Origin of the sequence: Cellulomonas sp. KH9, assembly GCF_900114185.1 — a bacterium.
Taxonomy (GTDB): domain Bacteria; phylum Actinomycetota; class Actinomycetes; order Actinomycetales; family Cellulomonadaceae; genus Cellulomonas.
This window is the reverse complement of record NZ_FOSE01000002.1, coordinates 234,162-258,877: the sequence shown is the minus strand read 5'-3', so window position 1 is coordinate 258,877 and position 24,716 is coordinate 234,162. Positions and strand designations below refer to the sequence as shown.

Annotated in this window: 23 protein-coding genes and 1 riboswitch; all 23 genes read right to left on the bottom strand. The window is 75.6% G+C overall.

Features of this window, described 5'->3' with window-relative positions; all coding sequences use genetic code 11:
* The gene (gene hisG / locus BMZ16_RS07330; RefSeq protein WP_089799013.1) at positions 1-849 is read right to left on the bottom strand and encodes an ATP phosphoribosyltransferase; all 849 of its coding nucleotides are present in this window, start codon (positions 847-849) and stop codon (positions 1-3) included.
* Between the two features lie 61 nt (positions 850-910).
* Positions 911-1,174, bottom strand: a complete 264-nt coding sequence (locus tag BMZ16_RS07325) for a phosphoribosyl-ATP diphosphatase (protein WP_089799011.1) — start codon at positions 1,172-1,174, stop codon at positions 911-913.
* 46 nt (positions 1,175-1,220) lie between these two features.
* Positions 1,221-1,694 (bottom strand): 6,7-dimethyl-8-ribityllumazine synthase, encoded by a 474-nt coding sequence (gene ribH, locus BMZ16_RS07320; RefSeq protein ID WP_089799009.1) that lies wholly within the window; start codon positions 1,692-1,694, stop codon positions 1,221-1,223.
* Positions 1,691-3,067: a 3,4-dihydroxy-2-butanone-4-phosphate synthase gene (ribB, locus tag BMZ16_RS07315; RefSeq protein ID WP_089799007.1), complete on the bottom strand. Its 1,377-nt coding sequence runs from the start codon at positions 3,065-3,067 to the stop codon at positions 1,691-1,693. Before ribB ends, ribH begins: the two co-directional genes overlap by 4 nt.
* On the bottom strand, positions 3,064-3,678 hold the full coding sequence (locus BMZ16_RS07310) for a riboflavin synthase (protein ID WP_089799004.1): 615 nt from the start codon (positions 3,676-3,678) through the stop codon (positions 3,064-3,066). The genes ribB and BMZ16_RS07310 overlap by 4 nt, the downstream gene beginning before the upstream one ends.
* Positions 3,678-4,811, bottom strand: coding sequence for a bifunctional diaminohydroxyphosphoribosylaminopyrimidine deaminase/5-amino-6-(5-phosphoribosylamino)uracil reductase RibD (ribD, locus tag BMZ16_RS07305; protein ID WP_369822499.1), 1,134 nt, complete (start codon positions 4,809-4,811; stop codon positions 3,678-3,680). The genes BMZ16_RS07310 and ribD overlap by 1 nt, the downstream gene beginning before the upstream one ends.
* An 83-nt stretch (positions 4,812-4,894) precedes the next feature.
* Positions 4,895-5,028, bottom strand: a riboswitch (FMN riboswitch).
* Positions 5,029-5,142: 114 nt separating this feature from the next.
* Positions 5,143-5,814, bottom strand: coding sequence for a ribulose-phosphate 3-epimerase (gene rpe, locus BMZ16_RS07300; protein WP_089799938.1), 672 nt, complete (start codon positions 5,812-5,814; stop codon positions 5,143-5,145).
* Between the two features lie 35 nt (positions 5,815-5,849).
* Complete coding sequence (locus BMZ16_RS07295; protein WP_089799001.1) at positions 5,850-7,421, bottom strand: RsmB/NOP family class I SAM-dependent RNA methyltransferase; 1,572 nt, start codon at positions 7,419-7,421, stop codon at positions 5,850-5,852.
* Positions 7,418-8,389 carry a methionyl-tRNA formyltransferase gene (fmt, locus tag BMZ16_RS07290; RefSeq protein WP_089798999.1) on the bottom strand — a complete coding sequence of 324 codons (972 nt, stop codon included), beginning with the start codon at positions 8,387-8,389 and terminating at the stop codon, positions 7,418-7,420. The genes BMZ16_RS07295 and fmt overlap by 4 nt, the downstream gene beginning before the upstream one ends.
* A gap of 39 nt (positions 8,390-8,428) precedes the next feature.
* Complete coding sequence (locus BMZ16_RS07285) at positions 8,429-10,534, bottom strand: primosomal protein N' family DNA-binding protein (RefSeq protein ID WP_089798997.1); 2,106 nt, start codon at positions 10,532-10,534, stop codon at positions 8,429-8,431.
* 76 nt (positions 10,535-10,610) lie between these two features.
* Positions 10,611-11,810: a methionine adenosyltransferase gene (gene metK / locus BMZ16_RS07280; protein WP_089798995.1), complete on the bottom strand. Its 1,200-nt coding sequence runs from the start codon at positions 11,808-11,810 to the stop codon at positions 10,611-10,613.
* Positions 11,807-13,057 carry a bifunctional phosphopantothenoylcysteine decarboxylase/phosphopantothenate--cysteine ligase CoaBC gene (coaBC, locus tag BMZ16_RS07275; protein WP_089798993.1) on the bottom strand — a complete coding sequence of 417 codons (1,251 nt, stop codon included), beginning with the start codon at positions 13,055-13,057 and terminating at the stop codon, positions 11,807-11,809. Before coaBC ends, metK begins: the two co-directional genes overlap by 4 nt.
* Positions 13,058-13,068: 11 nt before the next feature.
* A complete protein-coding gene (gene rpoZ, locus BMZ16_RS07270) occupies positions 13,069-13,335 on the bottom strand; it encodes a DNA-directed RNA polymerase subunit omega (RefSeq protein ID WP_089798991.1) in 267 nt (88 codons plus the stop codon).
* Positions 13,336-13,466: 131 nt separating this feature from the next.
* On the bottom strand, positions 13,467-14,033 hold the full coding sequence (gmk, locus tag BMZ16_RS07265) for a guanylate kinase (RefSeq protein ID WP_089798989.1): 567 nt from the start codon (positions 14,031-14,033) through the stop codon (positions 13,467-13,469).
* 100 nt (positions 14,034-14,133) lie between these two features.
* The gene (gene mihF, locus BMZ16_RS07260; RefSeq protein WP_013117080.1) at positions 14,134-14,445 is read right to left on the bottom strand and encodes an integration host factor, actinobacterial type; all 312 of its coding nucleotides are present in this window, start codon (positions 14,443-14,445) and stop codon (positions 14,134-14,136) included.
* Between the two features lie 207 nt (positions 14,446-14,652).
* Entirely contained in the window at positions 14,653-15,483 is an 831-nt protein-coding gene (locus BMZ16_RS07255; protein WP_089798987.1) for a hypothetical protein, read from the bottom strand.
* 300 nt (positions 15,484-15,783) lie between these two features.
* On the bottom strand, positions 15,784-16,638 hold the full coding sequence (pyrF, locus tag BMZ16_RS07250) for an orotidine-5'-phosphate decarboxylase (RefSeq protein WP_218143335.1): 855 nt from the start codon (positions 16,636-16,638) through the stop codon (positions 15,784-15,786).
* The gene (gene carB / locus BMZ16_RS07245; protein ID WP_089798985.1) at positions 16,635-19,994 is read right to left on the bottom strand and encodes a carbamoyl-phosphate synthase large subunit; all 3,360 of its coding nucleotides are present in this window, start codon (positions 19,992-19,994) and stop codon (positions 16,635-16,637) included. The genes pyrF and carB overlap by 4 nt, the downstream gene beginning before the upstream one ends.
* Complete coding sequence (gene carA, locus BMZ16_RS07240; RefSeq protein WP_089798983.1) at positions 19,994-21,214, bottom strand: glutamine-hydrolyzing carbamoyl-phosphate synthase small subunit; 1,221 nt, start codon at positions 21,212-21,214, stop codon at positions 19,994-19,996. The genes carB and carA overlap by 1 nt, the downstream gene beginning before the upstream one ends.
* The gene (locus BMZ16_RS07235) at positions 21,211-21,759 is read right to left on the bottom strand and encodes a PH-like domain-containing protein (protein ID WP_089798981.1); all 549 of its coding nucleotides are present in this window, start codon (positions 21,757-21,759) and stop codon (positions 21,211-21,213) included. The genes carA and BMZ16_RS07235 overlap by 4 nt, the downstream gene beginning before the upstream one ends.
* Positions 21,759-23,063, bottom strand: coding sequence for a dihydroorotase (locus BMZ16_RS07230; protein ID WP_089798979.1), 1,305 nt, complete (start codon positions 23,061-23,063; stop codon positions 21,759-21,761). The genes BMZ16_RS07235 and BMZ16_RS07230 overlap by 1 nt, the downstream gene beginning before the upstream one ends.
* Positions 23,060-24,109: an aspartate carbamoyltransferase catalytic subunit gene (locus BMZ16_RS07225; RefSeq protein ID WP_089798977.1), complete on the bottom strand. Its 1,050-nt coding sequence runs from the start codon at positions 24,107-24,109 to the stop codon at positions 23,060-23,062. The genes BMZ16_RS07230 and BMZ16_RS07225 overlap by 4 nt, the downstream gene beginning before the upstream one ends.
* Positions 24,106-24,711 (bottom strand): bifunctional pyr operon transcriptional regulator/uracil phosphoribosyltransferase PyrR, encoded by a 606-nt coding sequence (pyrR, locus tag BMZ16_RS07220; protein ID WP_089798975.1) that lies wholly within the window; start codon positions 24,709-24,711, stop codon positions 24,106-24,108. The genes BMZ16_RS07225 and pyrR overlap by 4 nt, the downstream gene beginning before the upstream one ends.
* Between the last annotated feature and the right edge of the window lie 5 nt (positions 24,712-24,716).

Below are 24,716 nucleotides of genomic sequence, written 5' to 3'. Positions count from 1 at the left end.
TCAGATCCGGCAGGCGAGGATCGACGTCACGAGGATCGCGCGGGCGCCCACGTCGTACAGGGCGTCCATGACGCGGTTGGTCTGGTTGCGCGGCACCATCGCACGCACGGCGGCCCACTGGCCGTTGTGCAGCGGTGACACCGTGGGCGACTCCAGGCCGGGGGTGATGGCGACGGCCTGGTCCACCAGCTCGAGCGGCACGTCGTAGTCCATGAGGACGTACTCGCGGGCGGTGAGCACCCCCTGCAGCCGGCGGGTGAGGATGTCCAGGCCCGCGGGCTGGTCCACGTCGGCACGCCGGACCAGGACGGCCTCGGAGCGCAGGATCGGCTCCCCGAAGACCTCGAGCCCGGCGGCACGCAGGGTGGAGCCGGTCTCCACGACGTCGGCGATCACGTCGGCGACACCCAGGCGGATGGCGGACTCGACGGCACCGTCGAGGCGCACGACCGCGGCCGGCTCGATGTCGCGCTCGCGCAGGTAGGCGGCCACGAGCTCGGCGTAGGAGGTGGCGACCCGCAGCCCGGCGATCTGCCGGGCGTCGGTCAGCCGACCGGCTGTGCCGGCGAACCGGAACGTGGAGCGGGCGAACCCGAGGGGCAGGTGCTCGACGGCCGACGAGGCGGAGTCGATGAGCAGGTCACGCCCGGTGATGCCGACGTCGACGGTCCCGGCGCCGACGTACACGGCGACGTCGCGCGGGCGCAGGAAGAAGAACTCCACGTCGTTGTCCGGGTCCGGCAGGACCAGCTCGCGCGAGTCGCGGCGCTGCCGGTACCCGGCCTCCCGGAGCATGTCGACGGCGGGCTCCGACAGGGAGCCCTTGTTGGGGACGGCGATCCTCAGCACGGTATCCTCGGGTGGTTCGGTGGGTGTCGGTGGGCGGTGCGTCCGGCGGGGCCGGGATCCCTCACAGGTGCGTGTACACGTCCTGCAGCGTCAGCCCCTTGGCGAGCATGAGCACCTGCAGGTGGTACAGCAGCTGGGAGATCTCCTCGGCGGCGCGCACGTCGGACTCGTGCTCGGCCGCCATCCAGACCTCGGCCGCCTCCTCGACGATCTTCTTGCCGATCGCATGCACGCCGGCGTCCAGCTCGGCGACCGTGCCCGACCCCTCGGGGCGGGTGACGGCCTTCTGGGACAGCTCGGCGTACAGCTCCTCGAACGACTTCACGAGCCGAGCCTAGACGTCCGTCCGACCGCAGCCGCACACGGGTCCGTCATGCGTCGCCCAGCGCACGCAGGGTCAGCGCGGTGGCGACCGCCGCCTGCGCGGCTTCGGCGCCCTTGTCCTCCCGCGAGCCGGGCAGCCCGGCACGGTCGAGGGCCTGCTGCTCGTCGTCGCACGTCAGCAGCCCGAACCCGACGGGGACCCCGGTGTTCAGGCCGACCTGCGTCAGGCCCCAGGTCGCGGCCTGGCACACGTAGTCGAAGTGCGGGGTGCCGCCGCGGATGACGACACCGAGGGCGACGACCGCGTCGGCCGTGCCGGCGGCGCGCTGCGCGGCCACGGGCAGCTCGAACGAGCCGGGGACGCGCACGGTGGTGACGTCGCGCACACCGGCCTCGGCCAGCGCGCGCTCGGCGCCGGCGACCAGACCGTCCATGACGGTGGTGTGCCAGCTCGCGGCGACGACGACGACCTTCAGGCCGCTGCCGTCCAGGTCCAAGGTGGGTGCGCCTGCACCGCTCATGCCAGCTCCTCCAGGGGTGCGAACGTGTGGTCGGTCGTGTCGGCGCCCGCCGGTGCGGGGCCGGCGAGGACGGGGGCGACGTGCACGGCGGGTGCCACGTCCGGTGCGCCCACGGTCGCGGGGTCGTCGAGGTGCAGCGCGTGGCCCATGCTGACGGCCTTGGTGCGCAGGTACGCCTCGTTGTGCGGGGTGCGACCCACCTCCAGGCCGCGCACCTGGGTGACCTCGATGCCGTGGGCGCGCAGCCCGGCGACCTTGGCCGGGTTGTTGGTCAGCAGGCGGACGCGCCGCACGCCGAGATCGGCCAGGATCGCCGCCGCGGCGCCGTACTCGCGCCGGTCGGCGGGCCACCCCAGGTCGACGTTGGCCTCGATGGTGTCGCGGCCCTCGTCCTGCAGGGCGTACGCGGCGACCTTGGCGAGCAGCCCGATCCCCCGGCCCTCGTGCCCGCGGAGGTAGACGACCGCGCCGCCCTCGGCGGCGGCGATCTGCAGCGCCGCGTCCAGCTGCGGACCGCAGTCGCAGCGCGCGGACCCGAACGCGTCGCCGGTGAGGCACTCGGAGTGCACCCGCACCGTCGGCTCGGCGGCCAGGCCCGACGTCGAGACGAGCGCGACGTGCTCGTCGCCGGTGCGCAGGTCACGGAACCCGTGGATGCGGAAGTCGCCGTGGCGCGTCGGCAGGTACGCGGTGTGGGTGGCGTGCACGCGCGGCGCCAGGGCGGCCGGCTCGACGGGCTCCGGCTCGGTGTCGCCGTGGGCGAGGCGCCAGGCCCGCAGGTCGGCGATCGTCAGGAGCACCAGGCCCTCCTCGGCGGCGACCGCGGCCGCGTCCGGCAGCCGCATCATCGTGCCGTCGTCGTGCACCAGCTCGGCGATCGCGGCGACCGGCTCCAGGCCGGCCAGCCGGCACAGGTCCACCGCGGCCTCGGTGTGCCCCGCGCGGTGCAGCACCCCGCCGGGCACGGCGCGCAGCGGCAGCACGTGCCCGGGGCGGATGAGGTCGGTGCGGCCCGACGCGGGGTCGGCCAGCACCCGCAGCGTGCGGGCGCGGTCGGCCGCGGAGATCCCCGTGGTGACGCCCGTCGCGGCGTCGACGGTGACCGTGTACGCGGTGCGGCGGGGGTCCTGGCTGTGCGGGACCATCAGCGGCAGGTCCAGCGCGTCCGCGCGCTCGCCGGTCATCGGCGCGCAGAGGTAGCCCGAGGAGTGCCGGATCGTCCAGGCGACCCACTCCGGCGTCGCGGACTGCGCCGCGAGGACCACGTCGGCCTCGTTCTCCCGGTCCTGGGAGTCCGAGACGAGCACCGGGCGGCCGGCGCGCAGCGCGTCGAGCGCCTCCTCGACCGTGCCCAGACGGATGTCGCCGCTCATCGGGCCACCCCCGCCGTGGCCAGCAGCCGCTCGGTGTACTTCGCGAGCACGTCGACCTCCAGGTTGACCCGTGCCCCGGGCGCGAGCGTCCCCAGCGTCGTGACCTGCAGGGTCGTGGGGATCAGCGAGACGCCGAACGTGTCGTCGCCCACGTGCGTCACCGTCAGCGACACGCCCTGCACCGTGATGGAGCCCTTCTCGGCCACGTACCGAGCCAGCGCCGGCTCGAGCCCGATCTCCACGTCGTCCCAGCGAGGGCCGGGCCTGCGCGACCGCACGACGCCCACACCGTCGACGTGCCCCTGCACGACGTGCCCGCCGTACCGGCCGCCGACCGCCAGCGCCCGCTCCAGGTTGACCGCGTCGCCCGGTGCGAGGTCGCCCAGCGCGGAGCGCCGCAGCGTCTCGGGCATGACGTCGGCGACGAACGTGCCGTCGCCCGGCAGGTCCGCGACGGTCAGGCACACGCCGCTGACCGCGATCGAGTCGCCCGGTCGCGCGTCGGACGTGACCAGCGGCCCACGCACGCGCAGCCGCGCGTCCGCCTCGTCCCCGGCCCCGCGCTCCAGCGCGACGACCGTGCCCAGCTCCTCGACGATCCCGGTGAACATCAGTGCTCCTCCTCGGTGGACGGACGTGCGGCCGGGGCTGGTGCCTCGCCGGCCGGTGCGGGCCGGAGCGTGGCGACGACGAGCACGTCGGGCCCCAACGGGACCACCGTGCTCGGCACCAGGCGCAGCGCCTGCGTGATGGTGGTGATGCCGAGGTCGCCGACCGCGGCCGGGCCGGCGCCCAGCAGCACCGGGGCGATGTACGCGTGGACCTCGTCCACCAGGCCGGCCGCGAGGAACGCGGCGGCGAGCGTCGGGCCGCCCTCGACCAGCACGTGGCGCACCTCGCGCTCGTGCAGCACGGCCAGCACCTGCGCGGGGTCGTGCGTGCGCACGGTCACCAGCTCCCCGCCGGGGCCCCGCAGCCGGCTGCCGGCGGGCACGTCGCGACGGCCCACGACGACCCGCAGCGGCTGGTGCTCGACGAGCGAGCCGTCCTCGGTGCGCGCCGTCAGCGACGGGTCGTCGGTCAGCGCGGTGCCCGTGCCCACGACGATCGCCCCCACGTCCGCGCGCAGCGCGTGCGCGTGCCGGCGTGCCACGTCCGACGTGATCCAGCGGCTCGTGCCGTCGACGGCGGCGATGCGCCCGTCGAGCGTGGTGGCCGTCTTCAGGGTGACGAACGGGCGACCGTGGCGCACCGCGGGCAGCCAGGCGCCCAGCGCGGCCAGACCCTCGTCGGCCAGGACGCCCGTCAGGACGTCGACACCCGCCTCCCGCAGGCGGCGCGTGCCGCCGGCGGCAACGGGGTTGGGGTCCTCCACGGACACCACCACCCGCGCGATCCCGGCCGCGAGCAGCGCCGTCGAGCACGGGCCGGTGCGCCCGGTGTGGTCGCACGGCTCGAGGGTCACGACCGCCGTGGCGCCGTGCACGGCCGCACCGCGCTCGCGGGCGTCGGCCAGCGCGGCGACCTCGGCGTGCGGGGTGCCCGCACCGCGGTGCCAGCCCTCCCCGAGGACCTCGCCGTCGCGGCCGAGCAGGACGCACCCGACGCGGGGGTTGGGGCCCGTCGGCCCGCGGTGCGCCAGCCCCAGGGCACGACGCATCGCGTCGACCTCGTGCGGGAGCACGCCCTGCGGGCCCGGCACGGGCACGTCGCGTGCGGCGTCGTCGGTCGTCGTCCGCGTCACCGTCCACCTCCGTCGCCGTCAGGGCTCCGGGGCAGCACGGGCGGAGGACCGCACCGTCACGGCACGCCGCAGGCGCACCGCGCACGCGTCTCCTCCCATCCGGACTTTCACCGTCGGTCCTGGAGTTCCACCAGGTCAACCGCTCACCCCTCGCGGGGATCACGGGTCGCGGACTGTCACCGCCGGCTCGGACTTTCACCGACCCCGGAGCACGTGTGTGTTCGACAACGATGATGCCACACGGGGCATTCCCGCCCGGCCGCCCGTCCGCACCCCGACCTGTGGTGTCCGGTGGCGCGGGCCGGACGCGCAGGGTCCGGTGCCGGCGGCCTCAGGCCTGCGTCGTCGGGCGCTCGGCCAGCGCCCGCAGCGCCGCGATCTCCTGGGCGGGGTCCGCCGCGCCGTAGACGGCCGAGCCCGCGACGAACACGTTCGCCCCGGCGCGGGCGATCCGCCCGATGGTGTCGCGCGAGACGCCGCCGTCGACCTGGATCCACGTCGCCGCACCGGCCGCGTCCACCGCGGCGCGCGCCCGGCGCACCTTCGCCAGCGTGCCCTCGATGAACGCCTGCCCACCGAAGCCCGGCTCGACCGTCATCACGAGGATCATGTCGACCTCCGCCAGGAGGTCGAGGAACGGCTCGACCGGGGTCGCGGGGCGCAGCGCCACCGCGGCACGCACCCCGCCGGCGCGCAGCTCGCGCGCCAGGCGCACCGGCGCCTGCGTCGCCTCGGCGTGGAACGTCACCGACGCGGCGCCGGCCTCCGCGTACTGCGGTGCCCAACGGTCGGCGTCCTCCACCATGAGGTGCACGTCCAGCGGCACGGGGCTGACCTCCGCCAGCCGCCGCACCACCGGCAGGCCGATCGTGAGGTTGGGCACGAAGTGCTGGTCCATCACGTCGACGTGCGCGTGGTCCGCCGACGCGATCGCCTGCAGGTCCCGCTCGAGGTTGGCGAAGTCGGCGGACAGGATGCTCGGGTTGATCAGCACGGGTGGCACGAGCACCACGCTACCGACCCCGCCGGGCGCCGCGCTCAGAGCCGCCGCAGCAGCGTCAGGTGCATCGCGTCGGTGCCGTGCACGTGCGGCCACAGCTGCACGTCGGTGCGCCCCGTCACCGGCTCCCACGCCGGCGCGACACCGGCGAGGACCGGCGCGGCGTCGACGACCTCCGCGGGCGTGCCGGCCCGCGTGGCCGCCCGCAGCCCGTCGAGCACCACCAGTTGCGTCTCGGCCAGGTGCGGCGAGCACGTCACGTACCCGACCACACCCCCGGGACGCACGGCCGCCAGCGCCGACGCCAGCAGCGCGCGCTGCAGGGCGCCGAGCGTCGCCAGGTCCGCCGGCGTGCGCCGCCAGCGGGACTCCGGACGCCGCCGCAACGCGCCCAGACCCGTGCACGGGGCGTCGAGCAGCACCCGGTCGTAGGCGCCGGGCTCCAGCTCCCCCACGGTGCGCCCGTCCGCGGTGCGCACCTCCTCCACGGCGTCACGGGGCACCGCTCGCAGCGCCTGCTCGACCAGCCGGGCGCGGTGCGGCTGCACCTCGTTGGCCACCAGCCGCGCCCCCCGACCGGCTGCGAGGGCACCGAGCAGCGCCGCCTTGCCGCCGGGTCCCGCGCACAGGTCCAGCCAGCGCTCGTCGCGCCCGTCGACGGGAGCCGCGGCGAACGCGAGCGTCACGAGCTGCGACCCCTCGTCCTGCACACCCGCCAGGCCGTCGCGGACCGCCGGCACCGCACCCGGGTCTCCCCCGGTCAGCACCAGCGCCGTCGGCGCCAGACCGGCCGGCACCGCGTCCACCTGCTCCGCGAGCCCCGCCGGCGTCACGAGCCCGGGACGCGCCACCAGCGTCACCCGGGGCGGCGCGTTGTCCGCCTCCAGGAGCGCCGCCAGCTCGTCCGCCGAGCGCCCCGACCCCACCAACGACTCGCGCAGCGCCCGGACCACCCACGCGGGGTGGCTCTCCACAGCGGCCAGCCGCGCGACCACGTCCTCGCCCGTGGGGTCGGCCGCGTCCCCGACCCGCGTCAACCACACGTCCAGGGGCTGCTCGGCCACCCGGCGCAGCACCGCGTTGACGAACTGCGCCGCCCCCGCCCCGACGCGCTCGCGGGCCAGGCCCACCGTCTCGGAGACCGCCGCGTGCGGCGGCACCCGCATGCCCAGCAGCTGGTGCGCACCCATCCGCAGCACGTCGAGCACCGGCGGGTCCACCTGCGCGAGCGGACGCGACGACGCCTGCTCCAGCACGGCGTCGTACCGGCCCTGCAGCCGCAGGGTGCCGTACGCCAGCTCGGTGGCGAACGCCGCGTCACGCCCGGCGACCCGGCGCTCGCGCAGCAGCGGCGGCAGCACCAGGTTGGCGTACGCGTCCGAGTCCGCCACCGCCCGCAGGGTGTCGTACGCCGCACCGCGGGCGGCGTCGCCCTGCCGAGCACGTTGCGACGGCGCCGCCGTCGTGCGTGCCGCGCGACCCTGCACCCGCGCCTCACCACGCTGCCGGCCCCGCGCGTCACGCCGGGCGTCCTGACCGCCGCCGTCGCGGCGCGGACGCTCGTCGCGCCCGGCACGGTCGTCACGGCGCGGGCCGTCCTCCCGGCTCATCGGGCACCCCCCTCGGACGCTGCGGCACCCTCCGGCACCCGGCCCAGCACGGTCCCCGCGTCGAGGCGCGCACCCCGCGCCCAGTCGGCCGCGGGCATCGGGCGCTTGCCCGGTGCCGTCACCTCCCCCAGGCGCACGGCGCCGGCCCCCGTCCCGACCAGCACCTCCCGCTTGTCCGCACGCACCTCGCCCGGGCGCAGGTCCGTCACCTCCGGGACGGGACGCACCGGCCCCACGCCCAGCCGCTGCCCGTCCGGCAGGGTGGTCCACGCACCGGGGGCAGGCGTGCAGCCCCGGATCCGCCGGTCGACGGCGGTCGACGGGTGCTGCCAGCGCACCAGCGCGTCCTGCACCGTCAGCTTGGGCGCCAGGCTCACCCCGTCCGCCGGCTGCGGCACCGGCTCCAGCACGCCGTCCTCGAGCGCGTCCAGCGTCCGCACCAGCAGCTCGGCCCCCGCCACGGCCAGCCGACCCAGCAGGTCGCCCGACGTGTCGGTGGGGCGGATCGTCTCGGTGAGGGTGCCGTACACCGGCCCCGTGTCCAGCCCCTCCTCCAGCCGGAACGTCGAGGCGCCCGTGACCTCGTCGCCCGCCATGACCGCGTGCTGCACCGGCGCGGCCCCGCGCCAGGCGGGCAGCACCGAGAAGTGCAGGTTGACCCAGCCGTGCCGCGGGACGTCGAGCAGCGCCGGCGGCACGAGCACCCCGTAGGCGACCACCGGTGCCGCGTCCACGCCCAGGGCGGTGATCTCGGCGACCACCTCGGGGTCGCGCAGCGTCCGCGGGGTCAGCACCGGCAGACCGCGCTCGCGGGCCAGGGCACCGACGGGCGACGGCTGCACCGTCCGCCCCCGCCCCACGCGCGCATCGGGCCGGGTGAGCACCGCGGCCACCTCGTGCCGGGAGGCCAGGAGGGCCTCGAGGGAGGGAACGGCGGCCGCGGGACTCCCCGCGAAGAGCAGACGCATGGGTTCGATCCTAGGTCGGCTCACCGCACCCGCCGTGCGTCACAGCACGTCGGCGGGGTCCATCTGGACGCGGACGGTGCCGCCCTCCCGGCGGGCGCTGCGGATCGCGACGGACGCGGCGACGGCCGCCGCCAGCGCCGCCCCGTCGGCCGGGGGCACACGCAGGAGCGTGCGCACCTCGGGCTCCAGCGCCGCGCCCCGGTCGTCCGGGGGCACCGGCACGGGTCCGAGCACCTCCAGCACGGGGACGTCGACGCGCGCGACGACCGCCGCGACCGCGTCCCGCGTGCCGGTCAGGGCGGCGACCCGGACCGCCGGCGGCAGCCGGAGCTCGGCGCGCTCGTCGAGCTCGCGCTCGGCGAGGCCGGCGGGGTCCCAGCGGACGAGGGCCTGCGTGGGGCGCGCCGCACCGTCCCCGACGAGGAGCACCTGGCCCGCAGGGCGCACGAGCGCGGCCGCGCCCAGCCAGCGGCGCAGCGCGTCGACCTCCGCCCCCAGCCGCTCCCCTGCGCTGGCGACGGCGGCATCGAGCAGCACGGCGGCCGCGTAGCCGGTGGGGGCGTGCGGCTCCGCACCGGGCGTCGCCACCACGAGCGCCGGCCGGTCGGGCACCTCGGACAGGACGCCACCTGCCGCACGGGCACCGGACACGCGCACCGTGGTGCCGGGGAAGGCGCGCCCGAGCTCCTCGGCGGTGCGCTCGGAGCCCACGCGGACGGACCGCAGGGCCGCCGCACCGCACTCGTCGCACCGCCAGCCGGTGGCCAGCCGACCGCACCAGCCGCAGGACGGCGGACCGTCGCCGGACGTCAGGCCCAGCGGCCCGTGGCACGTGGCGCAGCGCGCGGGTGTGCGGCACCGTCCGCAGGCCACCACGGGGACGTACCCCGCCCGCGGCACCTGGACGAGGACCGGACCGAGCGCGAGGGCGTCGCGCAGGACGCGCCACGCCGGCGCGGGCAGCCGGGCGGCCGCGGCGGGGCCCTCGCGCGCCAGCTCCACGCTGGTCAGCGCGCGCACACGCGCCGTGCGGGCACGCACGCCCGCACGGTCGGCGGACACCTCGTGCGCCCAGCCGGACGCGACCAGGTGCTGCGCCTCGACGGTCCGGGCGTGGCCGCCGACCAGAAGCGCGGCGCCCTCGAGCTCGGACCGCAGCGCCAGCACCTCGCGCACGTGCGGGTACGGCGCGCGCGGCTCGGCGTGCTGCAGGTCGCCGTCGTCCCAGCACACGGCCAGGCCGAGGTCCGCCACGGGGGCGAACGCCGACGCCCGCGTCCCGACGACCACCCGGGCGCTGCCCCGCAGGGTGGCGAGGAACGCCCGGTACCGCGCGGCGGGCCCGTCCTCGGCGACCAGCCGCGCCACGGGCCCGCCGTCCGACACGTCCGTGAGCCCCGTCTCGTGCAGCGCGGTGCACACCCGCTCGACGTCGCGCGCGTCGGGCACCACGACGAGAGCGCCGCGGCCCCCCAGCAGGGTCGTCGTCACCGCCTGTGCCACGGCGGCGGCCCAGCGGTGCTCGCCGGTGCCGGGCAGCGCGGTCCACACGGCCCGCGGCGCACCACCGGAGAGCACGTGGCGCAGGAACGCCGGACCGCCCCGGTAGGCCTCCCAGGCGGGCGCCCCCGGAGCCACGTGCGCGGCTGCGCCCGCGACGTCCCCCGGCCCGGCGGACCCGGCCGTCTCGTCCTCACCCTCCACGCGCGCGTGCCGCGGCGGGACCGCCAGCCGCAGGACGTCGGCGAGGCTCCCCGCCCACCGGTCGGCGACGGCGCGCGCCAGCCGCGCGACCGCGGGTGCGACGACGGGCTCGGAGGACACGACGCGCCGCAGGGGCAGCAGCCGTCCCTCGTGCTCCGCCTCCTCGACACGCTCGAGGAGCCACCCGTCGACGTCCTGCCCGGCGAACCGCACCTTGACCCGGACACCGGGGCGCGCCGCGTCGTCGAGCGTCTCGGGCACCAGGTACTCGAACGGACGGTCGAGGTGCGGCGGCGCGAGGTCGACGCAGACCCGGGCCACGGGCAGCCGGGCGGCCGGCCCGGGCGGGGCGGCGACGCGACGCCGACGCGGTGCGGCCGGTACCTCGAGCCCGGCCAGCGCCGGCTGCTCGGGGGTGCTCGCGCTGGTCACACGGTCCATCCCACCACGGGGCCGGGCGTCCGTGCGGCGCCCGGGCGCGTGCGAGCCACCGCCGTCGGGCGGGCGGCGGGCGCGGTCAGCCGACGGCCGACAGCAGGTCGGCCGTGCGATCGGTGCGCTCCCAGGTGAACTCGGGCAGCTCGCGGCCGAAGTGGCCGTACGCCGCGGTGCGCCGGTAGACGGGCCGCAGCAGGTCGAGGTCGCGGATGATCGCGGCGGGGCGCAGGTCGAAGACCTCACGGATCGCCGCGGTGAGACGGTCCTCGGGGACCGTGCCGGTGCCGAACGTCTCGACGTACAGGCCCACGGGGTGCGCCTTGCCGATCGCGTACGCGACCTGCACCTCGCAGCGGCGTGCGAGGCCTGCCGCGACGACGTTCTTGGCGACCCACCGCAGGGCGTACGCCGCCGAGCGGTCGACCTTGGACGGGTCCTTGCCCGAGAACGCGCCGCCGCCGTGGCGCGCCATGCCGCCGTAGGTGTCGACGATGATCTTGCGTCCCGTCAGCCCGGCGTCGCCCTGCGGGCCGCCGATCACGAACTGGCCGGTGGGGTTGACCAGCAGGCGGTGGCCGGAGGTGTCGATGCCCGCGTCGGCGAGCACGGGTGCCACGACGAGCTCGGCGACCTGCGCGGCGAGGGCGGACTCGTACAGGTCGGGCTCGTGCTGCGTGGACAGCACGACGGTGTCGAGGGACACCGGCCGGTCGCCGTCGTAGCCGACGGTGACCTGCGTCTTGCCGTCGGGCCGCAGGCCGGGCAGCGTGCCCTCCTTGCGCACCTGGGCGAGGCGCTCGGCCAGCCGGTGCGCCAACCAGATCGGCAGCGGCAGCAGGGACGGCGTCTCGTCGCTCGCGTACCCGAACATCAGTCCCTGGTCGCCGGCGCCCTGCAGGTCCAGCGGGTCGAGGTCCGCGGCGTCCTGGCGGACCTCGATGGCCTTGTCCACACCCGCGGCGATGTCGGGCGACTGCTGGCCGATGGAGACGGACACGCCGCAGGAGTCGCCGTCGAAGCCGATGAGCGAGGAGGTGTACCCGATGCCGCGGACCACCTCGCGGACGATCTGCGGGATCTCGACGTACGCACTGGTCGTGACCTCACCGGCGACGTGCACCAGGCCGGTGGTCACCATCGTCTCGACCGCGACGCGCGCCGTGGCGTCCTGCTCGAGGATCGCGTCGAGGATCGCGTCGGAGATCTGGTCGCAGATCTTGTCGGGGTGGCCCTCCGTCACGGACTCCGAGGTGAACAGGCGGAGAGGCGTGGAGGTCATGCAGGAAGCGTAGCCGCGCCGCCGGGGCGCGGTGAGCGGATGTCCACGACCGGGACCACGGCGTCCCACACGGCGTGGGCGACCTCGCCCTTGGTGCCCGCCGCCTGTGTGACGACGTCACCCGTCCGGTCCAGCACGGTGATCTCGTTGGTCGTGGTGCCGAAGCCGCGCCCGCCGCCGACCGGGTTGACGACGAGCAGGTCGGCGCCCTTGCGGCGCGCCTTGGCCCGGGCGTGGTCGAGCACGGTGCCGGTGGCGTCACCGGTCTCGGCCGCGAAGCCGACGACGACCTGGTCGGTGCGCGGCGGGTCCGTGACGAGCTCCCGCAGGATGTCGGTGGTCTCCACCAGCTGCAGCACCGGGGCGTCGCCGGACTTCTTGAGCTTGGCGTCGGCGACGCTCGCCGGGCGGTAGTCCGCGACGGCAGCCGCCATGACGACGACGTCGGCGTCGCGCGCGGCCTCCCGGACGGCGCTCCGCAGCTCCTCCCCCGTCTCCACGGGGACGACGTGCACGCCGGCACCGGCCTGCGTCAGGACGTCACCGGCGACGTTGGCGGCGACGAACGTGACGTCGGCGCCGCGCTGCGCGGCCGCGCGGGCCAGCGCCGCGCCCTGGCGTCCGGACGACCGGTTGCCGAGGAACCGGACCGGGTCGAGGGGCTCGCGCGTCCCGCCCCCGGACACCACGACGCGCCGTCCGGTCAGGTCCTGCTCGACGGGCGGCTCGACCAGCCGCAGCGCCGCGGCCGCGATGACCTCGGGCTCGGGCAGGCGCCCTGCCCCGGTGTCGGTGCCGGTGAGGCGGCCGACGGCGGGCTCCAGCACGTGGACACCACGGGACCGCAGCGTCGCCACGTTGGCGGCGGTGGCCGGGTGCTCCCACATCTCGGTGTGCATGGCCGGCGCCAGCAGCACCGGGCAGCGCGCCACCAGCAGGGAGGCCGTCAGCAGGTCGTCGGCCCGGCCGGCTGCGGCACGGGCCAGCAGGTCGGCGGTCGCCGGGGCCACCACGACGAGGTCGGCCGTCTTGCCGACGGCGACGTGCGCCACCTGGTCGACGTCCTCGAAGACGTCGGTCGTGACCGGCTCGCCCGACAGGGCCTCCCAGGTCGCACGACCGACGAACTCCAGCGAGGCGCGGGTGGGCACGACGCGGACGGCGTGGCCCTGCTCGCGCAGGATCCGCAGGAGCAGGACCGCCTTGTACGCGGCGATCCCGCCCGCGACCCCGAGGACGATGCGCATGACGGGGAGGCTCAGGCCTCCGCGACGGGCTCGGACGTGAGCAGCCCGGCGTCGATCTCGCGCATCGCGATCGACAGCGGCTTCTCCTGCGGGCGGGTCTCGACGAGCGGGCCGACGTACTCGAGCAGGCCCTCGTTGAGCTGGGCGTAGTACGCGTTGATCTGCCGCGCGCGCTTGGCCGAGAACAGCACGAGCGCGTACTTGGAGTCGGCGCGCTCGAGGAGGCGGTCGATCGGCGGGTCGGTGATGCCCGTGGGGGCGGCAACGGTTCCGGACACGGAGGACTCCAGTCCTGTCGGATGGCTGAGCGGGTCTGAGGCGCCGCCGGCACGAGCCCCGCGTGGGAGGTGGGCGTCGAGCGGCGCAGTCGGTCCCATCGTACCTGGTCCCGCGGGTCGGCCGGGAACCCTCAGGCGTCGACGCCCATCAGCCGCACGAGCTCGTCCGTGGCGCGGTGCACGTCGTCGTTCACGATGACGTGGTCGAACTCGGACTCCGCCGCGAGCTCGACACGGGCCGTCTCCAGCCGCCGCTCGCGCTCCTCGGGGCTCTCCGTCCCGCGCCCGACCAGCCGGCGGACCAGCTCGTCCCAGGACGGCGGCGCGAGGAAGACGAACCGCGCGTCCGGCATGGTCCGGCGGACCTGCCGCGCGCCCTGCAGGTCGATCTCCAGCAGCGCCGGCTCACCGGCCGCGAGCCGCTCGAGGACGGGCCCGCGGGGGGTGCCGTACCGGTTGCGGCCGTGCACGACCGCCCACTCGAGCAGGTCGCCGTGCTCGACCATCTCCTCGAACCGCTCGGGCGAGACGAAGTGGTAGTGCAGGCCGTCGACCTCGCCGGGGCGCGGGTCACGGGTGGTCATCGACACCGAGAGCCACACCTGCGGGTAGCGGGCACGGATGTCGGCCGAGACCGTCCCCTTGCCCACGGCTGTCGGTCCGGCGAGCACGGTGAGCCGTGCCGGCTGCTTCGTCATGGGTGGTGCACCGCTCCAGGTTCCGGGGATGGCGTCCGGGTCGTCCCGGACATGCGACGGCGCCCCACCCGGTGTCGGGCGGGGCGCCGTCGCAGGACGCTCAGCCGAACCGGTCGACGAGCGCCTTGACCTGGTGCGGGCCGAGGCCACGCACCCGGCGCGTCTCCGAGATGCCGATCTCGGACATGATCGCACGGGCCTTGACCTTGCCCACACCGGGCAGGGACTCGAGGAGCGCGGCGACCTTGAGCTTGCCGATCGTCTCGTCCTGCTGCCCCTGCTCGATCACCTCGGACAGGGAGCCCTGCGAGTACTTGAGGCGGTTCTTCACCTCGGCACGGGCCTGCCGCGCCGCGGCAGCCTTCTCGAGCGCGGCGGCTCGTTGTTCGGGAGTCAGCGGAGGAAGAGCCACGCGCTTCACCTTCTCGTCACTGGGCCGGAGATCCTGGTCGCCGTTGCGCGGGATCTGAGACGAAACTAGCGACGCTGCTGCCGCTCGGCAACGCGGGGGCGTGGTGTGTCGCCCCACGACCTGCGCCGACGCCCGTCCGCGGGGCTCCGCCGCAGGTCATCGGCCCGTCGCCGGGGGCCGCCGGAACCGTCGCCGGACCGCCGGTCGTCACGTCGTCGCGGGGCGGGCGAGCGCGCGGACGTGCGCGACCGTGCAGGGGGCGAGGCGCGGGTCGGCGCCGCTCAGCACCTCGACGACCTCCTGGAACGCCTTGCGCAGCCCGCGCGCGGTGATGGGCATGCCCACCGGGGCGACGACGCCGGTGCGGGGATGGGTCGACGGGTGCGCCCGCACCCAGAGCTGCGGCGGCGGACTGCCCTGCAGCGTGCCGACGAGCTCCTCGCGGGTCACGAGCCAGGTCTCCAGGGCGTGCCGGGTCGACTCCCCCACCGCGTAGCGGGTACCGGCCAGCGTGAGCGCGGTGCGGTCGGCGGCCACCTCGTCGAGGAGCGCGCGGCCGAGGTCGCGCTCCGGCGCGCCCGTGTCGGACAGGACGAGCACGTGCGCCCGGAAGCGGACCCACACGTCGTGCGACACGCCGTACGGGCGCCCGCCGGTGGCCCTGGCCAGCAGGAGGCGGGCGACGGCCGTGTCGCGCGTCACCGCGGGGGTCGCGGGCCGGCGCAGGGTGTGCAGGGCGGTCTGCGCGGTCGCGTCGTCGAGCAGGCGGTGGTCCAGCGCGAACCGCACGAGCCCGCGCGCCGCGGTCGCCCGCTGCCGCACCGACGCCGGCGCCGGCTGCTTCCCGGCGGCCGTCGGCGACGCGAGCCACAGGCCGAGTGCCGGCCCGCCCAGCACCTCGACGAGCCGGTCGTCCCCGCACGCCGCGGCGAGGTCGCCCAGCGCCCACCGGTACGCCCGCGCCGTGCTCGGGTGCAGGTCCCCGAGGGCGGCGACGTACCGGGTCACCGTCCGTCCCACCGTCGTCTCCCCCGCCACGGGACGGACGGTACCGGCTGCCGCGGACACGCCGGCGCCTGCCGACCCGGGCGGTGTGCGGGCGGTGGTGACCGGGGTCGTCGGCCTGTCGTGCCGTCCGGGCGGGCCGCCGTGAGGCGGCCCTCCGTGGCGACCACCGGTGGCGCTCGACGGCGCCAGGTTCCGTTATCGGTCCGCCTCGACGGCCGCACCGAGGAGCGGGGCCCGTCCCTCGCCGGGTGCGACAGGCATCCACGCGTCCGTCCGACGACATGCCGAGGGGTGGCCGCACCATCGTGCGGCCACCCCTCGTGCGGTCCCTCAGCGCAGCGCGGCGGACGCCTCCGCGGCAGCCCGGCCGGCCGCGTCCCGCAGGGCGCCGACCTCGGGGCCGGCGCGCAGCACTCCCCTGCTCGACGACGCGAGGACCTGGCGGCGGGCGGCACCGAAGACGGCGGTCAGCTCGCGCGCCCCCGCCCCCTGCGCCCCGACACCGGGCGCCAGCAGCGGCCCGTTGACGGCGGCCAGGTCGACGCCCGTCGCGCGGGCCGCGTCCCCCACCGTGGCGCCCACGACCAGCCCGACGGAGCCCAGCGGCGACGCGCCCGCGTTCAGCGCGGCGGCGCGCGCGGCGACGGCCGCCGCCACCGTCACACCGTCGGCGGTGCGGGCGTGCTGCACCTGCGCACCCTCCGGGTTCGAGGTGAGGCACAGGGCGAACAGCCCGCGTCCCGTCGCCAGGGCCAGCTCGACGGCGGGACCCAGCGACCCGAAGCCGAGGTACGGGGACACCGTCAGGGCGTCCCCCGCCAGCGGCGAGCCGTCACCCAGGTACGCGTCGGCGTACGCGCCCATCGTCGACCCGATGTCCCCCCGCTTGGCGTCGACGACCACGAGCGTCCCGGTGGCGCGTCCCGCCGCGACCACCTCCTCGAGGACGGCCAGCCCGGCCGAGCCGTGCCGCTCGAAGAACGCGGCCTGCGGCTTGACCGCCGCGACCCGTCCCGCGACGGCGTCCATCACGCGCAGCGCGAACTCCCGCAGCCCGGTGGCGTCGTCCGGCAGACCCCAGTCCGCCAGGAGCGTGCTGTGCGGGTCGATGCCGACGCAGAGCGGTCCGTGCTCGTCCATCGCCGCCGCGAGGCGGGCGCCGAACGGGACGGGACCGCCGCTCACGCGTCGACCCCGACGTCCGCCGCCGACGTCGCCGCGGCCAGGACCGCCCGCCGTGCTGCCGCAGCCGCGTCGTGCTCCTGCAGGCTCGTCACCGTGAACGGCCCGGCCTGCAGCGCCTCGATGGCCTGCACCGCGGCACCGAGCTGCTGCACGGTCGTCACGATGGCCTTGTCGGCGGCCGTCGTGGCGGCACGGATCTCGTAGCCGTCGGCCCGCGCGCCCTGCCCGGACGGCGTGTTGACGACCATGTCGATCTCACCGGCGGTGATGAGGTCGACGATCGTGGGCTCGCCGCCCGGGCCGCGGCCCGCGGAGTGCTTGCGCACGACGCTCGCGCGGATCCCGCTGCGGCGCAGCACCGCGGACGTCCCCTCCGTCGCCAGGATCTCGAACCCGAGCTCCACCAGGCGCTTGACGGGGAACACGATCGAGCGCTTGTCCCGGTCCGCCACCGAGATGAACACCCGACCACCCGTGGGCAGCCCGCCGAAGGCGGCGGCCTGCGACTTGGCGAACGCCGTGGGGAAGTCCACGTCGAAGCCCATGACCTCGCCGGTCGAGCGCATCTCGGGTCCGAGGACCGTGTCGACGACCGTGCCGGCGGCGGTCCGGAACCGCTTGAACGGCAGCACGGCCTCCTTGACGGCGATCGGCGCGTCGAGGTCGACGACGCTCGCGTCGGTCGGGGGCAGCACCCCCTCCGCCCGCAGCTGGGCGATCGACCGCCCCGTCATGACCAGCGCCGCGGCCTTGGCCAGCGAGACGCCCGTCGCCTTCGACACGAACGGCGCGGTGCGCGACGCGCGCGGGTTCGCCTCGAGCACGTAGAGCACGTCGGACACGAGCGCGAACTGGATGTTGAGCAGCCCACGGACCCCCACACCCCGCGCGATCGCCTCGGTGGAGGTGCGGATCCGCTCCAGCTCCGAGACCGACAGCGTCACGGGCGGCAGGACGCACGCCGAGTCGCCGGAGTGCACACCGGCCTCCTCGATGTGCTCCATGACGCCACCGAGGTACAGCTCGGTGCCGTCGTACAGCGCGTCGACGTCGATCTCGATGGCGTCGTCGAGGAACCGGTCGATCAGCAGCGGCGGCAGGCTGCCGCCGCGGTCGCCGCCGAGCTGCTCCGTGATCGCCCGCTCGACGTACTCGGTGAGCTGCGCCTCGTCGTACACGATCTCCATGCCGCGCCCGCCCAGCACGTACGAGGGCCGCACGAGCACGGGGAACCCGATGCGCCGGGCCGTCTCCCGCGCCGCCTCGAGGTGCGTGGCGGTGCCGAACGCCGGGGCGGGCAGACCCGCCGCGGCGAGGACCTCACCGAACTCCGCACGGTCCTCGGCGGCGTCGATCGCCTCGGGCGACGTGCCCAGGATGGGCAGGCCCGCGTCGGACAGACGCTGCGCGAGCGACAGCGGCGTCTGGCCGCCCAGGGTCACGATGAGGCCGGCCACCGGCCCGGCGGCCAGCTCGGCCTCGTACACCTCGAGGACGTCCTCGAAGGTCAGCGGCTCGAAGTACAGGCGGTCGGCGGTGTCGTAGTCCGTCGAGACGGTCTCGGGGTTGCAGTTGACCATGACGGTCTCGTACTCGCCCTTGAGGGCGAGCGCGGCGTGCACGCACGAGTAGTCGAACTCGATGCCCTGGCCGATGCGGTTGGGCCCCGAGCCCAGGATGAGGATCGCGGGACGCTCGCGCGGGGCGACCTCGGTCTCCTCGTCGTACGACGAGTAGTGGTACGGCGTGCGGGCCTCGAACTCGGCCGCGCACGTGTCGACGGTCTTGTAGACCGGCCGCACGCCCAGCGCCCAGCGCGTGCGCCGCACGGCGTCCTCGCTGGTCCGCCGCAGCGACGCGACCTGCACGTCGGACAGGCCGTGGCGCTTGGCGTGCGCGAGCACGTCGGCGGTGAGCGCCGGCGCGTCGGCCGTGGCCTGCGCGACCTCGTTGACGAGCTGCACCTGGTCGAGGAACCACGGGTCGATTCCCGTGCGCGCGTAGACCTCGTCGACGCTCACACCGGCGCGCAGCACCTGCTGCACGTCGACCAGGCGACCCTCCGTGGGCCGCGAGATCGTCGAGAGCAGCGTGTCGAGGTGCTCCCCCGTCGCCGGCTCCCCGTCCCAGTGGAACGTGGACCCGCCCTTGTCGATGGACCGCATCGCCTTGCCGAGCGCCTCGGCGAAGTTGCGACCCATCGCCATGGCCTCGCCGACGGACTTCATCGTGGTGGTGAGCGTGTCGTCGGCCGCGGGGAACTTCTCGAACGCGAACCGCGGGACCTTGACCACGACGTAGTCGAGGGTCGGCTCGAACGACGCCGGGGTGGAGCCCGTGATGTCGTTGGGGATCTCGTCGAGCGTGTAGCCCACCGCGAGCTTGGCGGCGATCTTGGCGATCGGGAAGCCCGTCGCCTTCGACGCCAGCGCCGAGGACCGCGACACGCGCGGGTTCATCTCGATGACGATGACGCGGCCCGTGTCCGGGTGCACCGCGAACTGGATGTTGCAGCCACCGGTGTCGACGCCGACCTCGCGGATCACCGCGATGCCGATGTCGCGCAGCCGCTGGTACTCGCGGTCCGTCAGCGTGAGCGCCGGCGCCACCGTGATCGAGTCGCCGGTGTGCACGCCGACCGGGTCGACGTTCTCGATCGAGCAGACGACCACGACGTTGTCGTGCTTGTCGCGCATCAGCTCGAGCTCGTACTCCTTCCAGCCGAGGATCGACTCCTCGAGGAGCACCTCGGTGGTCGGCGAGTAGTGCAGGCCCTGGCCGACGATCCGGCGCAGGTCCGCCTCGTCGTACGCGATGCCCGAGCCGAGCCCACCCATGGTGAACGACGGACGCACGACCATCGGGTAGCCGAGGTCCTCGGCCGCGACCAGCGCCTCGTCGATCGTGTGGATGATGGCCGAGCGCGCCGACTCACCGCCGCAGACCTCGACGACCTGCTTGAACTGCTCGCGGTCCTCGCCCTTCTGGATCGCGGGGATGTTGGCGCCGATGAGCTCGACGTCGTACTGCGCGAGCACACCGGCCTCGTCGAGCGCGATCGCCGCGTTGAGCGCGGTCTGGCCGCCCAGCGTCGGCAGGATCGCGTCGGGGCGCTCCTTGGCGATGATGGACGTGAGGACCTCGGTGGTGATCGGCTCGACGTAGGTGGCGTCGGCGAACTCGGGGTCCGTCATGATCGTGGCCGGGTTGGAGTTGACGAGGACGACCCGCAGGCCCTCCTCCTTCAGGACGCGGCACGCCTGCGTCCCGGAGTAGTCGAACTCGCAGGCCTGGCCGATGACGATCGGGCCGGACCCGATGACGAGGACGGACTTCAGGTCGTCGCGACGGGGCATCAGGCGGCGCCCTTCTCGGTGGTGGCGGCGTCCGGCGTCGAGCCGGCGCCGTCGCGGTGCGTGGTCATGAGGTCGAGGAAGCGGTCGAACAGGTACGCGGCGTCGTGCGGACCGGCCGCGGCCTCCGGGTGGTACTGGACCGAGAACGCCGGCAGGTCGAGCGCCTCGAGGCCCTCGACGACGTCGTCGTTGAGGTCGACGTGCGACACCCGGACACGGCCGTAGCGGCCGCCGTCGAAGGGCGCGACGGTCTCCGCGTCGAGCGGCGCGTCGACGGCGAAGCCGTGGTTGTGCGCGGTGATCTCCACCTTGCCCGTCGTGCGGTCCAGGACCGGCTGGTTCACCCCGCGGTGGCCGTAGCGCAGCTTGTAGGTGCCGAACCCGAGGGCGCGGCCGAACAGCTGGTTGCCGTAGCAGATCCCGAAGAACGGGATGCGGCGGTCGAGCACGCCGCGGAGCACGTCGATCTCGTGCCGTGCGGCCGACGGGTCGCCGGGACCGTTGGAGAAGAACACGCCGTCGGGCGCGACCGCGAGCACGTCGTCGATCGCCGACGTCGCGGGCAGCACGTGCACCTCGACGCCGCGCTCGGCGAGCCGCTGCGGGGTCATCGACTTGATGCCCAGGTCGACCGCGGCGACGCGCGCCCGCGGCTCGGCCAGCGGCTGCCCGTCGGCACCGAGCGCCGGCACGACGTACGCCTCGTCGACGCTGACCTCCCCCGCCAGGTCCGCACCGGCCATCACGGGGGCGGCCAGCACCTCGTCGACGAGCTCGTCGACGGGCCGGCGCTCCCCCTCGGGCCGCACCAGCGCGTCGCCCGAGAAGATGCCGGCGCGCATGACGCCGCGCTCGCGCAGGTGACGGGTCAGGGCGCGGGTGTCCACGTCGCTGATGCCGACCACGCCGTGCGCGACGAGCTCGTCGTCGAGCGTGCGGCGCGCCCGCCAGCTCGACGAGCGACGCGCGGGGTCCCGCACGACGAACCCGGCGACCCAGATGCGCCGCGACTCCGTGTCCTCGTCGTTGACGCCCGTGTTGCCGATGTGCGGCGCCGTCATCACGACGATCTGCCGGTGGTACGACGGGTCGGTCAGGGTCTCCTGGTAGCCCGTCATGCCGGTGTTGAAGACGATCTCGCCGAGCGTCCGCCCGGTCGCGCCGTAGGCCCGCCCGGTGAACGTGCGGCCGTCCTCGAGGACGAGGATCGCGTCGCTCATGCCTGCTCCTCCCGCGCCGGGGGCGGCGCCGTGTCGGTGTCGGTGGGCGCTGCCAGGGTGCGGGCCGCGGCGAGCAGCGCGGGACGCGCGTCGTCGTGGCGCACCTGCAGCGCGGTGTCGATGGGGGTGCCGGTCGTCGTGTCCGGGACCCAGGTGAGGACGACCAGCTCGTCGCGGCCGACGAACTTGCCGGCCTGCCCGCTGCTGGTCCCGACGGCGCGCAGCGCGCCCGCGGGCACCCACACGTCGGCGGCGCCGGTGCGCGTGAGCAGCACGCCGTCGGCGTGGACCTGGACCCGCGCGGGGCTCCGCACGCCCAGGTCGTGGGCGACGACGCGGTCGAGCCAGTCGCCGGCGCGTGTCGAGGAGACGTACACCGCCTCGACGGGCTCGCCGAGCGGGGCGCCGGGGGCGGCCGGGACGGCCGGGAGCGACGGCACGAGGGCCGCGGTCCGTCGGCCGCGTGCCTGCCAGCCGTGCCACATGCCCCACAGGCCGAGCACCGCGAGCGCGGCGAGGATCGCGACGGAGGCCCAGAGGGGCATCAGGCGTGCCCCCCTGCCGGGACCAGGGCGCCGTCGAGGACGGTGGCGCGGCCGCGCAGGAAGGTCGCGACGACCTTGCCGGGCAGCTCCTGCCCGGCGAAGGGCGAGTTGACGCTGAGGGTCGCCTGCTGCTCGGGGACGACGACCCGGCGGGCGGCGGGGTCCACGAGGGTGAGGTTGGCGGGCTCCCCCACCGCGATGGGCCGTCCCTGGCCGGTGAGCCGCCCGATGCGGGCGGGTGCGGTGGACATGACGCGGGCGACGTCGGCCCAGGTCATGCGGCCCGTGTCGACCATGGCGGCCTGCACGACGGACAGGGCGGTCTCCAGCCCGGTCATGCCGAACGCCGCGGCGGCCCACTCGCAGTCCTTGTCCTCGCGGGGGTGCGGGGCGTGGTCGGTGCCGACGGTGTCGATGGTGCCGTCGGCGAGGCCCTGGCGGACGGCCTCGACGTCCTCGGCGGTGCGCAGCGGCGGGTTCACCTTGAAGCGGGGGTCGTAGCCGCGGACGAGCTCGTCGGTGAGCATGAGGTGGTGGGGGGTGACCTCGGCGGTGACGTCGATGCCGCGGGCCTTCGCCCAGCGCACGATCTCGACGGAGCCGGCGGTCGACAGGTGCAGGACGTGCAGCCGGGAGCCGACGTGCTCGGCGAGGAGCACGTCGCGGGCGATGACGGCCTCCTCGGCGACGGCGGGCCAGCCGGTGAGCCCGAGCTCGGCGGACACCACGCCCTCGTGCATCTGGGCGCCCTCGGTGAGCCGCGGCTCCTGCGCGTGCTGGGCGACGACGCCGTCGAACGCCTTGACGTACTCCAGGGCGCGGCGCATGACGACCGGGTCGTGGACGCACTTGCCGTCGTCGGAGAAGACGCGCACCGCGGCGGCGGACCGGGCCATGGCGGACAGCTCGGCCAGCCGGTCTCCGGCGAGCCCGACGGTGACGGCGCCCACGGGGTGGACGTCGCACCAGCCGGCGTCGCGGCCGAGGCGCCAGACCTGCTCGACGACGCCCGCGGTGTCCTGCGTGGGGGTGGTGTTCGCCATGGCGTGCACGGCGGTGAACCCGCCGAGCGCGGCGGCGCGGGTGCCGGACTCGACGGTCTCGGCGTCCTCCCGGCCGGGCTCGCGCAGGTGGGTGTGCAGGTCGACGAGCCCGGGCAGCAGGACCAGGCCGTCGGCGTCGACGACGTGGGCGCCGGCACGGCGGGCGTCGGCACCGATCGCGGCGACCACGCCGTCGGCCAGCAGGACGTCGGTGGGCTCGCCGCCCAGGGGGCGGGCGCCGGTCAGCAGGTGGGTGGTCACGCGTGCGTCCTCGTCTCGTCCGTGCGCACGTCGGTGCGCTCCTGGTGGTCCGCCGTGCGCCCGGCCGGTGCGTCGCCGCGGGCGGTGTCGCCGCCCGCCAGCAGCAGGTAGAGCACGGCCATGCGCACCGCGACGCCGTTGGCGACCTGCTCGACGATCACGGCGCGCGGCGAGTCGGCCGCGTCGGCCGAGATCTCCAGGCCCCGGTTCATGGGTCCGGGGTGCAGGACGACGGCGTGGTCGGGCAGCATCGCCAGGCGGCGTGCGTCCAGCCCGTAGTTGCGGGTGTACTCCAGCGGGCTGGGGAAGAACCCACCGCCCGCGCTCGACATCCGCTCGCGCTGGACGCGCAGCATCATGACGGCGTCGGGGCCGGTGGCCAGGACGTCGTCCAGGTCGTAGGACACCTCGGCGGGCCAGGCGTGCACGCCGACGGGCACGAGCGTGGGCGGTGCGACCAGCGTGACGCGGGCCCCGAGGGTGCGCAGCAGCTGCACGTTGGAGCGGGCGACCCGGGAGTGCAGGACGTCCCCGACGACCGCGACGTGCGCGCCGGACAGGTCGCGACCGGTGACGTCGGCGCGGCCGCCGTCGCCGACGAGGTGCCGGCGCAGCGTGTACGCGTCGAGCAGGGCCTGCGTGGGGTGCTGGTGCATCCCGTCGCCGGCGTTGACGACCGCGCCGTGGGTCCAGCCCGCGTGCGCGAGGGTGTGGGGCGCGCCGGACGCCTGGTGGCGGATGACCACGGCGTCCGCGCCCATGGCCTGCAGGGTCAGCGCGGTGTCCTTGAGCGACTCGCCCTTGGAGACGCTCGAGCCCTTGGCGGAGAAGTTGATGACGTCGGCCGAGAGGCGCTTGGCGGCGGTCTCGAACGAGATGCGCGTGCGTGTGGAGTCCTCGAAGAAGAGGTTGACCACGGTGCGGCCGCGCAGCGTCGGCAGCTTCTTGATCTCGCGGGCCTGCGTGGCCGCCATCTGCGCGGCGGTGTCCAGGACGAGGACCGCCTCGTCGAGCCCCAGGTCGGCGGCGGAGAGCAGGTGCCTCATCGGGTACCCCCCTCGATGACGACGCGGTCGTCGCCGTCGGTCTCGGCGAGGAGCACGCGGACGCGCTCGGCGGTGGCCGTGGGCAGGTTCTTGCCGACGTAGTCGGCGCGGATCGGCAGCTCGCGGTGGCCGCGGTCGACGAGGACGGCGAGCTGGACGGCGCGGGGCCGGCCGAGGTCGCTGATCGCGTCGAGGGCGGCGCGGATGGTCCGGCCCGAGTACAGGACGTCGTCGACGAGGACGACGACCTTGCCGTCGATCCCGTCACCGGGGACGAACGTCTCCCCGATGGTGCGGGTCGGCTGGTGGGCCAGGTCGTCCCGGTGCATCGTCACGTCGAGGCTGCCGACGAGGTCGGCGGCGTCGGCGTGCTCCACCTGCGCGAGCCGCTGCGCGAGCCGGCGGGCGAGGGGCAGGCCGCGGGTCGGGATGCCCAGCAGGACGACGTCGTCGACGCCCTTGTTGCGCTCCACGATCTCGTGGGCGATGCGGGTCAGCGCCCGTCCGACGTCGTCGGGGCCGAGGACCGTGGTGCCGGTGGCCGTGGGCTCCGCGTCGGGGGCGGGGCGTCCGGGTCCGGACGTGGGTGTGGACGTGCTCATGCGTG

Excerpts from the sequence above, each read along its gene's own strand:
- ribH (WP_089799009.1), bottom strand. The coding sequence starts at position 1,694 with ATGAGCGGTGCAGGCGCACCCACCTTGGACCTGGACGGCAGCGGCCTG.
- ribB (WP_089799007.1), bottom strand. The coding sequence starts at position 3,067 with ATGAGCGGCGACATCCGTCTGGGCACGGTCGAGGAGGCGCTCGACGCG.
- BMZ16_RS07310 (WP_089799004.1), bottom strand. The coding sequence starts at position 3,678 with ATGTTCACCGGGATCGTCGAGGAGCTGGGCACGGTCGTCGCGCTGGAG.
- BMZ16_RS07295 (WP_089799001.1), bottom strand. The coding sequence starts at position 7,421 with ATGAGCCGGGAGGACGGCCCGCGCCGTGACGACCGTGCCGGGCGCGAC.
- fmt (WP_089798999.1), bottom strand. The coding sequence starts at position 8,389 with ATGCGTCTGCTCTTCGCGGGGAGTCCCGCGGCCGCCGTTCCCTCCCTC.
- BMZ16_RS07285 (WP_089798997.1), bottom strand. The coding sequence starts at position 10,534 with ATGGACCGTGTGACCAGCGCGAGCACCCCCGAGCAGCCGGCGCTGGCC.
- metK (WP_089798995.1), bottom strand. The coding sequence starts at position 11,810 with ATGACCTCCACGCCTCTCCGCCTGTTCACCTCGGAGTCCGTGACGGAG.
- coaBC (WP_089798993.1), bottom strand. The coding sequence starts at position 13,057 with ATGCGCATCGTCCTCGGGGTCGCGGGCGGGATCGCCGCGTACAAGGCG.
- gmk (WP_089798989.1), bottom strand. The coding sequence starts at position 14,033 with ATGACGAAGCAGCCGGCACGGCTCACCGTGCTCGCCGGACCGACAGCC.
- carB (WP_089798985.1), bottom strand. The coding sequence starts at position 19,994 with ATGCCCCGTCGCGACGACCTGAAGTCCGTCCTCGTCATCGGGTCCGGC.
- carA (WP_089798983.1), bottom strand. The coding sequence starts at position 21,214 with ATGAGCGACGCGATCCTCGTCCTCGAGGACGGCCGCACGTTCACCGGG.
- BMZ16_RS07235 (WP_089798981.1), bottom strand. The coding sequence starts at position 21,759 with ATGCCCCTCTGGGCCTCCGTCGCGATCCTCGCCGCGCTCGCGGTGCTC.
- BMZ16_RS07225 (WP_089798977.1), bottom strand. The coding sequence starts at position 24,109 with ATGAGGCACCTGCTCTCCGCCGCCGACCTGGGGCTCGACGAGGCGGTC.
- pyrR (WP_089798975.1), bottom strand. The coding sequence starts at position 24,711 with ATGAGCACGTCCACACCCACGTCCGGACCCGGACGCCCCGCCCCCGAC.